17 protein-coding genes are annotated in these 13,383 nt (G+C 48.0%); 1 reads left to right on the top strand and 16 read right to left on the bottom strand.

All coding sequences use genetic code 11. The annotated features are described in order from the left end of the window. Nucleotides 1–125: 125 nt before the first annotated feature. The 13 genes from csrA to AAV90_RS02530 form a co-directional block, all read right to left on the bottom strand. Nucleotides 126–350 (bottom strand): carbon storage regulator CsrA, encoded by a 225-nt coding sequence (gene csrA / locus AAV90_RS02590; RefSeq protein WP_046495494.1) that lies wholly within the window; start codon nt 348–350, stop codon nt 126–128. Between the two features lies 1 nt (nt 351). Then, complete coding sequence (gene fliW, locus AAV90_RS02585; RefSeq protein WP_046495492.1) at nt 352–807, bottom strand: flagellar assembly protein FliW; 456 nt, start codon at nt 805–807, stop codon at nt 352–354. Nucleotides 808–959: 152 nt separating this feature from the next. Next, entirely contained in the window at nt 960–1,520 is a 561-nt protein-coding gene (locus AAV90_RS13925) for a DUF6470 family protein (RefSeq protein WP_052729555.1), read from the bottom strand. Nucleotides 1,521–1,656: 136 nt separating this feature from the next. Then, nucleotides 1,657–1,860 carry a GxxExxY protein gene (locus AAV90_RS02575; RefSeq protein WP_084691446.1) on the bottom strand — a complete coding sequence of 68 codons (204 nt, stop codon included), beginning with the start codon at nt 1,858–1,860 and terminating at the stop codon, nt 1,657–1,659. A gap of 113 nt (nt 1,861–1,973) precedes the next feature. Beyond that, on the bottom strand, nt 1,974–2,924 hold the full coding sequence (flgL, locus tag AAV90_RS02570; RefSeq protein ID WP_052729554.1) for a flagellar hook-associated protein FlgL: 951 nt from the start codon (nt 2,922–2,924) through the stop codon (nt 1,974–1,976). A 6-nt stretch (nt 2,925–2,930) separates the two neighbouring features. Further along, entirely contained in the window at nt 2,931–4,772 is a 1,842-nt protein-coding gene (flgK, locus tag AAV90_RS15330; protein ID WP_052729553.1) for a flagellar hook-associated protein FlgK, read from the bottom strand. A gap of 89 nt (nt 4,773–4,861) precedes the next feature. Then, on the bottom strand, nt 4,862–5,389 hold the full coding sequence (locus AAV90_RS02560; protein ID WP_046495489.1) for a flagellar protein FlgN: 528 nt from the start codon (nt 5,387–5,389) through the stop codon (nt 4,862–4,864). 14 nt (nt 5,390–5,403) lie between these two features. After that, a complete protein-coding gene (gene flgM, locus AAV90_RS13920) occupies nt 5,404–5,706 on the bottom strand; it encodes a flagellar biosynthesis anti-sigma factor FlgM (RefSeq protein ID WP_052729552.1) in 303 nt (100 codons plus the stop codon). A 318-nt stretch (nt 5,707–6,024) separates the two neighbouring features. Beyond that, complete coding sequence (locus AAV90_RS02550) at nt 6,025–6,441, bottom strand: TIGR03826 family flagellar region protein (RefSeq protein WP_046495487.1); 417 nt, start codon at nt 6,439–6,441, stop codon at nt 6,025–6,027. 201 nt (nt 6,442–6,642) lie between these two features. Further along, a complete protein-coding gene (locus AAV90_RS02545; RefSeq protein WP_242847463.1) occupies nt 6,643–7,425 on the bottom strand; it encodes a ComF family protein in 783 nt (260 codons plus the stop codon). A gap of 79 nt (nt 7,426–7,504) precedes the next feature. Beyond that, nucleotides 7,505–7,801: a hypothetical protein gene (locus AAV90_RS02540; RefSeq protein WP_046495484.1), complete on the bottom strand. Its 297-nt coding sequence runs from the start codon at nt 7,799–7,801 to the stop codon at nt 7,505–7,507. Nucleotides 7,802–7,873: 72 nt separating this feature from the next. Beyond that, complete coding sequence (locus tag AAV90_RS02535) at nt 7,874–8,515, bottom strand: response regulator (protein ID WP_046495482.1); 642 nt, start codon at nt 8,513–8,515, stop codon at nt 7,874–7,876. Continuing rightward, nucleotides 8,508–9,692: a sensor histidine kinase gene (locus tag AAV90_RS02530; RefSeq protein ID WP_046495480.1), complete on the bottom strand. Its 1,185-nt coding sequence runs from the start codon at nt 9,690–9,692 to the stop codon at nt 8,508–8,510. Before AAV90_RS02530 ends, AAV90_RS02535 begins: the two co-directional genes overlap by 8 nt. 112 nt (nt 9,693–9,804) lie before the next feature. Here AAV90_RS02530 and AAV90_RS02525 point away from each other — a divergent pair, with 112 nt between their 5' ends. Then, on the top strand, nt 9,805–9,987 hold the full coding sequence (locus AAV90_RS02525) for a hypothetical protein (protein ID WP_046495477.1): 183 nt from the start codon (nt 9,805–9,807) through the stop codon (nt 9,985–9,987). Between the two features lie 59 nt (nt 9,988–10,046). On the opposite strand, the gene AAV90_RS02520 is transcribed toward AAV90_RS02525, so the two are convergent. The 3 genes from AAV90_RS02520 to AAV90_RS14805 form a co-directional block, all read right to left on the bottom strand. Then, nucleotides 10,047–11,471, bottom strand: coding sequence for a phosphoglucomutase/phosphomannomutase family protein (locus tag AAV90_RS02520; protein ID WP_046495474.1), 1,425 nt, complete (start codon nt 11,469–11,471; stop codon nt 10,047–10,049). Between the two features lie 158 nt (nt 11,472–11,629). Continuing rightward, nucleotides 11,630–12,763 (bottom strand): non-hydrolyzing UDP-N-acetylglucosamine 2-epimerase, encoded by a 1,134-nt coding sequence (gene wecB / locus AAV90_RS02515; protein WP_046495472.1) that lies wholly within the window; start codon nt 12,761–12,763, stop codon nt 11,630–11,632. Nucleotides 12,764–12,932: 169 nt separating this feature from the next. Continuing rightward, complete coding sequence (locus tag AAV90_RS14805; RefSeq protein ID WP_157609469.1) at nt 12,933–13,076, bottom strand: hypothetical protein; 144 nt, start codon at nt 13,074–13,076, stop codon at nt 12,933–12,935. Nucleotides 13,077–13,383 lie beyond the last annotated feature (307 nt).

Below are 13,383 nucleotides of genomic sequence, written 5' to 3'. Positions count from 1 at the left end.
ACCAGGCGGGAAACTATGTTTCCCGGCGGAAGCTGAAGCTTCCGCTACTAAATTTTTATTATTAAACCGCGTAAACCCTGCTCGATCTGCGCGAGCGAAGCGAGTCCGCGTCTATTCTCTGCCGATTACTTTTCCCGCATTTTTTTTAGTTGTTCTACGGTGGGGAGGTTTTTTTGGGCCTCCCGGTTGGCTGCCTGGATTTCTGTATAGATTTCTTGGCGATAAACGCTTACGGAACGGGGGGCGTCTATGCCGATTTTAACGATGTCTCCCTGGACATCGATCACACTTATTGCGATGTTGTCACCTATGATTAGGCTTTCGCCTTTGCGGCGGCTGAGTATAAGCATATCACTTCCCCTCCCCGGTAGTTTTTTTATCAGCGGGGAAAAGGGGATGCCTAGTATTATAATCGGTTTTTTCAGGGATATACTGTAGTCCTAATTTTTTTTCTATATTAATTATGACCGGTGCCATTAGATTGGCGGTGGCCTTTTTAAATTCCGCAGGTACGGTCACGATGTTTAATACGATCAGGGGCGGATTTTCCTCGGGAAGCTCCAGCTTTTGCAAGGCGGCCGGGGACAGGTCTACCTGGTAGCCGGGGAAAAATGAAAATGGATCTGCCAGCAAAAGGCACAGCTCGGCTTCCCGGACGGACTGCAGGTAGAAAAAGGGGCTGTTTTCTTCCAGGGGAAGCAAAATAAATTCCTGGTTGGTTTCAAATCCGGGCAAACCATCCGGAAAATGGATGATGTCGTCTGGAGAAATATTTAATTCGCCGAAAAGAGCGGTCTGTATGCGCATAACATCCTCCTTAAGGTTAATAGACACAGATAACACTGACCCTTCGGGCACAGATTAACACAGATTTTTTTCTTTATAAACTAGTCTAATTTCTTTCTATATTACGTAGCATTTGGTATCACTTAAATCCGCGTTATCTGCGTCTATTAACCCTAAACAGTCTGGTTTAGTTTGGGGTTGTGCCAGGATATTTTCAGGTAGTTTTGCTGGGCGATGTAGGCGTTGACACGGCCCCACTGGAAATTGTTCTGGACTTGTCCCCGGCGCAGTTTTAAATCTATCGTTCCTCTGCTTACGTTCGTTTCTACGGGACGGATTTCCCAGTCAATCCGCGGAGGCTGCTGGGGAACCGCGGTAACATTGAAGTCTACCTGGGTATCCATGGCTGAGGCGGCTAATGCTTCAATGGTGTTGCCTTCCTGCCAGTTAGCCAGATAGTCGCCTTCGCTGGAGATAATACCGATGGCCTCGATGCCTTTTTGCCTGGCCAGGTCGGCATAATAGCGGCTGAATTCGGCCGGACTGCGTTTGTCCATGTCGGCAAAGCACTGGCTCTGGTCTATGTAGAGCCGGGGCCGGGGGGAATGGATCTCCAGCCTGGGCTCTTCTATCTGCAGTTCGATGGCCGGGAGGGTTGTCTGCAGGTTGATAGCAGGCTTTTTTATATCGAGGCCTAACTGGGCAAATTGTTGGTCGATACGAATTTGCAGCATTTTCCCTACCCTCCTTTTTAATGGACACAGATAACACTGACCCTCCGGGCACAGATTAACACAGATTTTTTCTTTGTTAATTCAGCCGGATTTGCTTCTGTTTTACGTTATATTTGTTTCACCTTAAAAGCCCGCCTCAGTAAATAGACAGATAGCTCTTGCCATTGTACGTTACCTTAATTGGAGCCTGCTGTTTGACGCTTAAGCCTTTTGATTCTAATTCAATTAATAATGCATTTTCATAAACTTTTTCTAAAAAACCGCTACCTAAAGAATTGTATACTCTATATGCTGCCCCAATGATAATACTGGTTATTTCTTCGCACAAATACTCACCCATACCAAAATCTCCATTTACCTTATCTGTGGAAATCCTTAAAATCTGTGTTATCTGTGTCTATTTAACTGCGTAAATCCGCGAAAATCTGCGTTATCCGCGTCTATTTATCCACCTTACCGCAGGAAGTCGATTAGGGAGGGTTGGATTATTCGGGCGCCGGCGCCTAGGGCGGCGCGGTAGACGTTTTCCTGCATTTTTAGCTGCATGATTACTTCGGACATGTCGGCGTCTTCTACCTGCGAGAGCAGGCCGGTAAAGGAGATCTGAGTGCCGGTCAGGCGGCTTTGCTGCAATTCCAGGCGGTTTACTTTGGCTCCTAAGGTAGCCCGGGCGTTCAAAAGGGAATTCATTTTTTCATCCAGCTTGCTTAAAGCTCCATCCATTCCGGTCACATCGGCATTTTCTATATCTGCTTTTAGTTTGGTTAAAATTCCGAAAATGCCGGTATCATCTTTTAGATCAGCCGCAGGGGGATCGCCCATAAAGAAATTCTGCAAATCTTCTCCGCTAGATCCTCCATTCGTAATGTTCATGCGAAACTTAATGCCCACCGCAATTTCTATATCGAAGGCTTCATCATTGCCCTTCCATTGAAGGGTAGGCGGAACAGTGGAGGCATCCTCTTGTAGGGGCTTTTCGGTAACATTCGTTCCAGCAAATATATATTTGGTTCCATAGGTAGTATTGGCAGTCATTTTTATCTGTTCGGTAAGTTCACCGATCTCTTTAGCTATAGCCGAGCGGGCACTATCGTCATTGGTGTCGTTTATGACCTTAACGGTCAGTTCGCGGATGCGGTGGATAATTTTATTGATATCGTTCAGGGAGGCATCGGTGGTTTCCATGAAGTTGATGGCTTCCCCGATGTTTCTCAGATACTGCTCGCCTTCGACCAGGTTGGTGCGCAGGCGTAAGGATTTTACCAGGCCGGCCGGATCATCCGAGGGTGTGTTCAGTTTGCGCGTGGTAGACAGTTGACGCTGCCATTTGTCCATTGCCAGCATACTGGTATTAAGGTTGCGCCGTAAATCGTTTACCATCATATTGTTGGTTACACGCATCATGGTTTATTACCTCCCTACAAGTCCCATGCGATTTACAATAACATCGATCTGTTCATCGATGGTGGTTATAAAGCGGGATGCCGCGTTATAAGCATGCTGAAAGCGTATCATGTTGGTTAATTCCTCGTCCAGGGATACGCCTGATAGGGACTGTTTTTTGTTTTCCAACTGATTTAAGAGCGTATCCTGGTTGCGTACCATGCGGGTGGCTTCCTGGCTGATAACTCCGGTATTGGCGCAGACAGAACGCCAGAAGTCGTCTACCGTGGCATTGCTCAGGGTATTTACTACTGCGGCAGCCGAGGTGCCGTCCAAGGTAAATCCGCCGCTAGTCGAGTAAAAAGTAATTCTGTTGCCGTTGCCGCGCACCATTATTTTGCCCTTTAAATCTGTATCGGCATCGATCTCCTTCTGGAGAGCCGCCACCAGATCAGCCATACTCTGGATCGGCAGGGGATCCGGGGGAGTCGTCGTATTGTCAACGGTAATCGTTTTTCCATTTATAACAAAAGTAAAAGATCCCTGGGTTAAATCTGTTACCGCTGTAGAATCAATCCGCCACTCCGAATCATTGAGCTTCTGTTTTAACTGGGCAATTTTAAGGGCATTGGCACCATCGCCGAAGCTGACTTTCTGCATATTGCCGGATGTGTCTTTAAACCAAGTGGGTTGGGAGGCAGCCGCAATATTTTTCGGGTCAGTAGTTATAACAGAACTAACACTCATAAATTTTGCCCATTCAATAGGGTCATTAATGTCAGACGGCTCGTTAAAAAAGTTTACGCCGTCTGGATAGAGGTAGCCGGTGCCGTTATTGTTTAAACTGTATCCGTTTCTATGTAAATTATTGGTGGTGACAATAATCGTCTTGGCCATTTTATTCAGGTCAGCAATCATTTTTGGAATGATCTCTTTATATTCTGAGGAATCCTCCGGCCAATCGGTACGTCCCCTTATATCCAACAGACCCTGTAATTCGCCGCCGGTAATCTGGGCTTTCGTTTTAGTATCTGCCCAGGTGACCATGTGCATACCTTGGCCGTCTTGAATGGTATCCAGTTTTATGTAATCCGCGCCCTGGACGATGGGTCGGCCGCCCAACTGTACCGTAATCGCGTTGCTGAAGCGTTTAACGGCCCCGGCGGTTTCATCAACAGCGTTACTCTCTTCGTAGATAGATATATCGGCAATATAGCTGAGTTTATCCAGAAGCAGATCCCTTTTGTCCAGGAGGTCATTGGGTTCCTTCCCGGCTATCGATATGGACAAAATCTGCTTGTTAAGGTCTGCCAGCTGCTGGGCAATGGAATTAATTTCGTCAACCTTAACCCGGACGGTGGCATTGACGTCCTCCCGCAATTCCTGCAGCTGACGGTGGGTATGGTTAAAGGCTTCCGCCATCGCCAGACTGCGCTGAACGACGACCGAGCGCACCGATTCGCTTTCCGGATGTACCGACAGATCCTGCCAGGCCTCCCAGTATTTGTCCATGACTCCGCGTAATCCGTCTTTGGAAGGTTCGTTTAAGATGACTTCTATGCGGGACAGGCTCTCCTGCATAGACGACCAGTAACCATAGGTGCGGCTTTCCTGGCGGATCTGATAATCCAGGAAACGATCCCGCAAACGGTCAATGCTGGCCACATCCACACCGGTACCAAACTGCCCTACCCGTGAATTTCCGGTGAGCATAGGAGCATGCCAGGGCTGGGTGGTGACGATATTAGGCATCTGGCGGGTATAGCCGGGGGTATTGGCATTGGCTATGTTATGCCCGGTTACATTTAAGGCTGATTGATGGGTCATAATCGAGCGTTTCCCGATTTCCAGGCCTCCAAAAATATGCATATAAATACCTCACTTTTAAATTGTTGGGGAGGCATAGGTTCAGATAGTTCCTGGGGTTCTTTTGCCTCCTGGTGTCTCCCTTAAAATTTTTAAACCTTCTTGTCAATAACCCGGTTCAGGGAGCGATTCTGGTTATCATCCTGCTGCTTGCCATTTTCACTGTACGTTCCGGTTCCCTCATCATTAAAGAGGGCTTGAATACTGTCTATATAATCAAGCGAAAGGCCAATTAATTCATGGTTTTCAGCGTTAATACCCCGCAATTTAAATATGGCCTGCTGCATACGCTCGACTTCATCGTTTAATTCCGCCTGCCACTGTGGAAAGTAAGCGGCGGCTTTCTCCAGCAAGACGCTGGCGGTCAGTTCTTCGGCTGGCATTTCTAAGGTCTGAGCCAGGTTTTGCTGGGTTTTAAAACGATTGGCTTCCAGCCTTTCCAGAGCCGCAACCAAGGCACCTTCCTTTTGTACCAGCTTATCCAATTCCTGCACCTGGTTTAGAATAATGACCTGCTTTTTTTCTTCACCTATTTCAACCAGCTTGTCAATCCATTGGTTTTCCTTGATTAATATCTGAATTAATTCCTTGATGGTTGTTTCCATTTGAGTTGATTGCATTTATACACCGCTCTCTAAATCAGCCGGTCAACAATCGCCCGGGCAATCATTTTTTCTGCGACTTCGTCATCGGTTACGGTATAAGTGCCGCTGGAAATCTGCTCGCGCAGGCGGTCAACCCGATCCTGGCGGATATCATCGGCCTGGCGGGCGGCCTGAAAAGCCCGCTGCTTAATGCGGCTTTCTCCAGACAGAGCCAATTCATCCTGCCCCACCTTTTTGCCATTGACGCCGGAGACGGCATTTGGTTTGCCTATGCTTAGGTTTTTATTATAGATTTTTAAAAGGTTTTGCACCTGATTGTTGGAAATAATCACTTAAACCACCTCATAGGATGTACTTCACCTGTATCTTAGTTTATTTTCGCACAAAAAAAGAAGAAGCTTAATGCGCTTCTAAGCCCTTCTCATGCATTTCTATTTGATTTTTGGCTAGTATCTTCGTTTATCTGCCTTGCATGATTGCCGCCCGGTCTGCAAGTATAACTGAAGTCCCAATAAAAACCTCCGCGAAGCAGGGACGGACAGCTTAAGATCACGGAAGGCCCATGATTAAGCCCGGCTGCAGGCAAACTGCAGGCAAAGCCAGGGTCCCGGCATCCCTTACGCGGCCGGGACTTTTTAGCTAGGCCAATCCTAGTCGCGCACATGCATACGCTCGCTCCGCTTACCTACTGAAGGCGGCTTCCTGTCCGGCTCCGGCTGCGGCTTGGGCTGGCGAGCAGCTCCATAGATAGCGTTATTCCTTTCGTTAATACAGTCATCGCAAAAACGCCCGTTATTAATCGGCTTGCCACAGCCTTCACACTGCAATACGCCTTTAAATCCTCGGGTGACCAGTCTGCCGTCCCGGATAAACTGCATGATCTTTTCTTCCTCGACTCCGGTTTCTTCACTGGCTTCAAATATGCTGGCCCCCGGATGATCCCGTACGTATCTGCGCACGGTCATATACTCTTCTTCTTCTTTTTCCAGACAGCGGTTGCAAATATTCCTGCTGCCTGGCGAAAACAGGCGTCCGCATTGAGGACAGTTCTTTAGATTCGCATTCATCACTGACCAACCTCCTATCAAAAAGTCAAGCATCAGGTTTTGGGAAAAATGCCAGCGAAGTAATACTTTTTTTATATCATACCATAAGCCAAGTGGGATTTTGTAAAGAATATAGGCTACTTAATAATATCTGGTTCGATTGCGAGGCGGCCGACCCAAATCCGGGCAATAATGCAGGTAAAAGCGACTGTTCCATGAGACTTAATAACCTTTTCCGGTTGCCCAGGTAATAATACATACCCGAGCCGCGCCGGCTTCCAGCAATACCCTGGTACATTCGCGGCTGGTTGAGCCGGTGGTGTATACGTCATCGACCAATAATATGTTTTTTCGATATACCTTCCTGTTATCCTCTATTTGGAAAGCGAATTGCAGGTTTTTTTCTCTTTCTTCGCGTGATAGCTCCACCTGGGAAGGGGTATCCTTTACCCGGTATATAATGCGAGGATCCATCTTGACCTTCAGCCGCTTACTGACCTGGCGGGCTAAAAGCTCCGCCTGATTAAATCCCCGCTGTTTTAATCCTCCGCTGGATATAGGCACCGGTACGATCAAATCTATCGGCATAAACCTGGGCTCGGATTGCACCTTTTCAGCCATCATATCTCCCATGCAGTAAGCCAGATGTTTTCTGCCCATAAATTTTAAAACCTTTATGGCAATGCGATAGGGTTCGTTGTAAGGCCCTACTGACCGGGCCAATTCAAACCCCGGGGGGGTTTTTTGACAATCTGCGCAAAGGCTCGCACCATTTTCCAGGTATTTCCCGCATTTATCACAGGTAGGGCAGGAACACTGCATTTGCAACATTTTTTCCTGACATTCCTTGCACCAGGGACGGCGGGTATTATATTTGCCGGGCTTGCGACAAATGCAGCATACTTCCTGGGGAAACAAAAAATCTAACAACACGTCAATCATGGCTACCTCCAGTGCCAGACATTTTACTTGGTCATTTTTTAAAGCAAGGGGATTTTTTAACATGGAAACATGTAATGATATTATAACACATAAACCAGGGAACACTGTTTTTGCGTTTCCTAAATTTGTATGTCCCCCGGCTTTATCGTGCTGCTATGCGGTTAATCTGCACCATTACCGCGGGGTACCTGCGGCCGATGCGGGAAGCGATAAATAATAATTCGGAATAATATGGATTGTAAGCGGATATTTCCAGGCTGAGTCTTTCATCCGGGAGCAAATGCCCCAGGGTTTTGTAAACCTGTCCTTCGGCTGTTTCCGGGTTATTCAGATATAAATAAACCTGGTTAAACGGAGCCTGCTCATACCAATCAGCCCGGATCAATGCTAATATCATGGCTAACCATAGGCCGAAACAAAAAGCTTTAAGCAGTATCAAAATAAAACCTCCCTCTGGCCAGTTAATATATACTATGCCTTCGGGAGTTAAATTGATTACTTTTAATAGTTTTTAATCTTCGGCCACAATATTGTTTTTTAGTGCATAAACGGCTGCTTGGGTGCGGTCTTTGACCCCTAATTTTCTAAATATACTGGTTAGATGGTTTTTCACCGTCTTTTCACTGATAAACATCGTTTCAGCCATATCTTTGTTGCTGCTGCCTTTTACCAGGAGGGCCAGTACATCCTTCTCCCGGCGAGTCAGTTTAACCGTATCCTGTATCTGTTCACTGCGATTGATTTCCTTGATAAGCCGTTTGGCTACCCGGGGATGGATGACGACTTCCCCGGCCATTACCCGGTGAATGGTGTCGATTAGCTCACTGCCGGCTACATCCTTGAGCACATAAGCCGATACCCCGGCTTTGACCATGTCCACAACTTCTTCATCTTCATATATCGTCAGGGCGATTACCTTAGTAGAAGGCATTTCCCTTTTTATTACCCGCGTAGCCACTATGCCGTCTGTTCCAGGCATGTTAACATCCATCAGGATGACATCCGGCCGTTCTTTGCGGGCTACGTTAATAGCCCCCTGTCCATCTCCCACTTCCTCGAGGACTTCAAGGCTGTCATCCCTCTCCAGGAGTTTTCGCAAGCCTTCCCTGACCAGGGCGTGATCATCCGCTATCAATATTCTTATCTTAGCCAATCTGCTCCTCCCCTTCTGTTGGTACCTCCACGATTACCTGAGTTCCCGCTCCCGGTCGGGATATAATACTGATCTTTCCGCCCAGTAGTTCAGCTCTTTCCCGCATCCCCAAGATTCCGTAGCTCTCTTGCCCGAACCCGGCCTGCTCGTTCACATCGAAACCCTTTCCCCGATCCTTGATAACGATGTTAAGTCCCGAGGGGATTGCTTCCAGCTTAACCATGGCCTTTTTCACTCCGGCATGTTTGCGCACATTCGTAATGGCCTCCTGAACCACTCTAAACAGGGCTATTTCCAGAGATAGATCATATTTTTTCACCTGGCCGAACGAAACGAATTCGATTTCAAAATCGTATTTGTTTTCATACGCCTCAAAGTATTCCTTTAAGGTGGCAATTAAACCTACCTCTTGCACGGCACTGGGCTTTAAATCAAACATAATCCGGCGCAGATCATCCAGGCTTTCCCGGCCCATATCCCGTATACTGCTTAACTCCTCCATGGCCCGGTCGCTGTCTTCCTCAAATATGTACTTCACCAGATCGAGCCGGATTAACATGCCGGCAATGCTTTGCGCCGGTCCATCATGAAGTTCCCGGGATATTTTCCTTCTTTCCGCCTCCAGCGATTCGACTATCCATAACCCCATATTCTGTCGCCGGATGGCTTCTTCCATGGTATCCAAAATACTGGTCAGATTAGCCTCCAAGATCTTAAGCGCCAGGCCGGTACTCTGCAGGTAATTATCAGCTTTGCGGGCAATTTCCTGATATTGCTTGAGCTGACGACTTAATTCCTCCCGTTTTTTGCGCTGAAATAATTCCTGCTGTCTGAGCCAGATCAACTCATTTTGCGTAGTCTGAGCCTTTTCATACGTTGATTTTATATATTCTTCGGAATACCGTTTAAAATTAGAGCTTACCTCCATCAAACGGTGGCGGGCCATGCGATCCATCTTCTCATAGCTGTCCACCATATCAATCAAGCGGGCAGTCTCCAAGTTCGATTCTTCCATCCGGGTCTGCATGATCTCGCATTGTTTGCGGCAATCATCCGCAATATCATATATTTCCTGGCGTCCCGTCTCCAGGCTGTGGCGCACCTGGGCCAGCACCTGATCCAGTTTTTGCAGCTGAATTTCTTCGCCTGCTAAGCTATTACTTTCTTCTTGCACCATAAAAATCCTTCCCGAATTGTCAAAAAATAATGACCTTTGACCAATTTCCACAAAATTGGACATGGAATCCTGGCGAAAAATAGACGCGGATCACGCGGATTTTAATTAGGAAATGGACACAGATAACACAGCGCCTAATTCCGCGGAAGCTAAAGCATCCGCTACGGCTATTGCGGTAAAAGATCCTTCTCAAATTACCGGGTTTTTTGGCATATGCGATGATGCTGCCGATAGCGTTTTATTAATTAAAGATAAAATCTGTGCCCGGAGGGTCAGTGTTATCTGTGTCTATTAAAACCGCGTAGATCCGCGTAATCCGCGTCTATTAAAAAACCCGACCATCGGTCGGGGTGATCAGTGCAGACCGAGGGAGGTCAGCACTTCATTCTTGATCTCCTGCAAGCGTTCCTCACTATCGGTTTCAATATAAATCCTAAACACAGCTTCAGTGCCGGAGGGGCGAATCAATACCCAGCTGCCATCCTCCAGGATAAACTGGCGGCCTTCGATTTCATTGCTGCGATCAACTTTTATCCCCGCCAGCGTTTTAGGCTGAAAATCCTTAAGATTGGCCTTAACCATTTCTTTTTCCGCATAACTGGTTTTGATATCCACCCGAACACTGTAGTTTTCACCATACTGGCGGGCCGATTCCGCCATCAATTCCTTGAAGGTTTGACCGGTTAGGGCCAGGATCTCAACCGCCAGCAGGCAGGCCAATATACCGTCTTTCTCCGGAATATGCCCAAAAACGGTCAGACCGCCGCTTTCCTCCAGACCCATCATGCAGCCTTTCTCCCGCATACCTTCACCTATATATTTGAATCCAACCGGGGTTTCAATTACCGCCAACCCGTTTTCGCGGGCAATCTGATCCAGGCGGTGGGTAGTAGCAATAGAGCGGCAAATCGGGCCCCGGAAAGTACGGGTCTTGAGCAGATGATCGAATAAGAGATAGCCGAATTGATTGGGGGTGATAAAATCACCGTCCCGGTCGATTATACCGAAACGATCCGCATCCCCATCCAAAGCCAGCCCCACATCCGCCTTATAGTTTACAACGGCCCTTTTCAGATCGGCCAACAAACTATCGGTAGGCTCCGGCATAGAGCCGCCGAACATGGTGTCCCGGTAGTTGTTAATCGTCTTAACTTCGCAGCCCAGCTCAATCAATATCTTGTCCAGGTAACCGATACCGGCCCCATACATGGGGTCAACGACTACCTTTACAGGATTGGCCTTGATATATTCCGGGTTTACAGCCCGCAAGAGCTGCCCGGTATACTCCTTGTCCACTTCAATCTCTTTAAGTAGATCCAGGGTAACCGCTTCTTTCAAATCGAGTTCATATATCCGGCCGTTTTCAATGATGCGGCTTACTTCATCCTCGATAGCATCGGTAACATCCGGCAGAGCCGGCCCGGCATATTCGGGAATGAATTTAATGCCGTTATATTCAGGCGGATTATGGCTGGCGGTAATCATTACCGCCCCGGCGGCCTCTAAGAGCCGAATAGCGTAAGCCGCAACCGGGGTGGGAGTCGCATAGGCAAACTGATAGACTTTGATTCCGTTGCCGGTCAAAACCCGCGCACATTCTGCGGCAAATTGCTCAGACAGAAAACGGTTGTCGAAACCCACTACCACCCCTTTTTTAGCCAACCCCATACTTTTTATATAACAAGCAATGCCCTGGCATACCGTTTTTATATTGTCAAAGGTAAACTCCCGGGCAATTACCGCTCTCCATCCATCGGTTCCAAACTTCATGGCAGACATAGAATCCTCCTTCATACAACCGGCCTTACCTAACTGTGGCTAATATACTTCATCTATTATTATATGTTTTACGTTGCAGATTCTAACCCAGTATTTCAGCCATTTAAAACCCTTAATATATTCTAGGTTCTTTCCCTTTTCCCTGCCTGATTCCATGATTAAATTTGCGCACCGATGCGCACATAGAGGAAGTCTTTTATCACCTTGACGATGCGGATCGCAGCTTTACCGTCTCCATACGGATTAATAGCCCGGGCCATCTGTTCGTAAGCGTTGGTATCGCTTAACAGCATGTGGGCCGCCCGGTAAATATGTTCTTCAGACGTGCCGGTCAGCTTCACTGTACCGGCCTGAATCGCTTCCGGCCGTTCCGTGGTATCCCGCAAGACCAGAACAGGTTTGCCCAGGGAGGGGGCTTCTTCCTGCAGACCGCCGGAATCGGTCAAAACCAGACAGCTGCGGTTCATCAGGTTAGCAAAAGGTTCGTAATCCAGCGGCTCAAGCAGATGAATCCGCTCCCGTCCGCCCAGCATTTCAGTGGCCAGATCCCGCACGGTGGGATTCATATGGACAGGAAAAACCACCTCCACATCCGCAAAATCATCGACCAGCCGTAATAAGGCCTGATAAATATCTCTCATCTTGTCGCCCCAGTTTTCCCGACGGTGGGTCGTAACCAGCAAGAGACGCTGGTTAAAATTAATTCCGGCCAATTTTGAATCAAATTCGTAATCCGCTCTGACCGTCTCCATCAAGGCATCGATAACCGTATTGCCAGTCACCCAGATTTTATAACCGGCCACTGATTCGGCCAGGAGATTTTCCCGGGCTTGATCAGTCGGCGCAAAATGCAGTTCAGCCAACCTGCCGGTTAAAGTGCGGTTCATTTCCTCCGGAAAAGGCGAGTATTTATTATGAGTACGCAGCCCGGCCTCCACATGACCCACCGGTATTTTTTGATAGAAAGCTGCCAGAGCGGCCGCAAAGGTGGTAGTCGTATCCCCGTGCACTAATACCAAATCAGGCTTTTCCTGCTCCAAAATCCCCTGCATACCCTGCAAAACCCCGCTGGTAATGCTGTATAGATCCTGCCGTCGCTGCATCAGATCCAGATCATAGTCAGGGGTAATGGCAAACAGATGTAAAACCTGATCGAGCATCTCCCGATGCTGAGCCGTAACCACCACCACCGTCTTAATATCATCAACCTTTTTTAGTTCTTTTATGACCGGAGCCATCTTAATCGCTTCCGGTCGGGTACCGAATACCACCATTACTTTTCCTAAATGCATTTTTATTGTTTCCTTCCCCATTTTGCAGGACTTTTGTCCATTTAACTTCATAGTAATACATTCAAATAAGCAAGTCAAAGTTAGTGAGGCGTGAGAGGAAAACCGTAGCGGAAGCTTCAGCTTCCGCAAGCATTTGGCGTATCTGCCCATACCTGCCGTAGCGGAAGCTTTAGCTTCCGCAAGCATTTAGCGTATACCCGGGAGGCTGATCTACCCCGGGGGAGGCTAAAGCCTCCCCTACGATTATCCGCAGGCCGATTGCCGTATCATTTTTCCCGGGAACCGTAGCGGAAGCTTTAGCTTCCGCAAGCATTTAGCGTATCTGCCCATACCTGCCGTAGCGGAAGCTTTAGCTTCCGCAAGCATTTGGCGTATACCCGGGGGAGGCTGATCTACCGGGGGAGGCTAAAGCCTCCCCTACGATTATCCGCGGGCCGATTGACGTATCATTTTTCCCGGAAACCGTAGCGGAAGCTTTAGCTTCCGCAAGCATTTGGCGTATCTGCCCATACCTGCCGTAGCGGAAGTAACCGTAGCGGAAGCTTTAGCTTCCGCAAGCATTTGACGTATCCCCGGGGGAGGCTGATCTACCGGGGGAGGCTGAAGCCTCCCCTACGATT

It is taken from the genome of Syntrophomonas zehnderi OL-4, assembly GCF_000983115.1.
Classification (GTDB): Bacteria; Bacillota; Syntrophomonadia; order Syntrophomonadales; family Syntrophomonadaceae; genus Syntrophomonas_B; species Syntrophomonas_B zehnderi.
Note: the sequence above shows the minus strand (reverse complement) of the source record. Positions and strands in the feature narration are given on the sequence as shown.

Excerpts from the sequence above, each read along its gene's own strand:
- flgK (WP_052729553.1), bottom strand. The coding sequence starts at position 4,772 with ATGCATATTTTTGGAGGCCTGGAAATCGGGAAACGCTCGATTATGACC.
- csrA (WP_046495494.1), bottom strand. The coding sequence starts at position 350 with ATGCTTATACTCAGCCGCCGCAAAGGCGAAAGCCTAATCATAGGTGAC.
- AAV90_RS02545 (WP_242847463.1), bottom strand. The coding sequence starts at position 7,425 with ATGTTAAAAAATCCCCTTGCTTTAAAAAATGACCAAGTAAAATGTCTG.
- AAV90_RS13925 (WP_052729555.1), bottom strand. The coding sequence starts at position 1,520 with ATGCTGCAAATTCGTATCGACCAACAATTTGCCCAGTTAGGCCTCGAT.
- AAV90_RS14805 (WP_157609469.1), bottom strand. The coding sequence starts at position 13,076 with ATGCTTGCGGAAGCTAAAGCTTCCGCTACGGTTCCCGGGAAAAATGAT.
- fliW (WP_046495492.1), bottom strand. The coding sequence starts at position 807 with ATGCGCATACAGACCGCTCTTTTCGGCGAATTAAATATTTCTCCAGAC.
- AAV90_RS02560 (WP_046495489.1), bottom strand. The coding sequence starts at position 5,389 with ATGCAATCAACTCAAATGGAAACAACCATCAAGGAATTAATTCAGATA.
- AAV90_RS02530 (WP_046495480.1), bottom strand. The coding sequence starts at position 9,692 with ATGGTGCAAGAAGAAAGTAATAGCTTAGCAGGCGAAGAAATTCAGCTG.
- flgL (WP_052729554.1), bottom strand. The coding sequence starts at position 2,924 with ATGATGCGTGTAACCAACAATATGATGGTAAACGATTTACGGCGCAAC.
- AAV90_RS02520 (WP_046495474.1), bottom strand. The coding sequence starts at position 11,471 with ATGTCTGCCATGAAGTTTGGAACCGATGGATGGAGAGCGGTAATTGCC.
- AAV90_RS02550 (WP_046495487.1), bottom strand. The coding sequence starts at position 6,441 with ATGAATGCGAATCTAAAGAACTGTCCTCAATGCGGACGCCTGTTTTCG.
- AAV90_RS02525 (WP_046495477.1), top strand. The coding sequence starts at position 9,805 with ATGGACACAGATAACACAGCGCCTAATTCCGCGGAAGCTAAAGCATCC.
- AAV90_RS02575 (WP_084691446.1), bottom strand. The coding sequence starts at position 1,860 with ATGGGTGAGTATTTGTGCGAAGAAATAACCAGTATTATCATTGGGGCA.
- wecB (WP_046495472.1), bottom strand. The coding sequence starts at position 12,763 with ATGCATTTAGGAAAAGTAATGGTGGTATTCGGTACCCGACCGGAAGCG.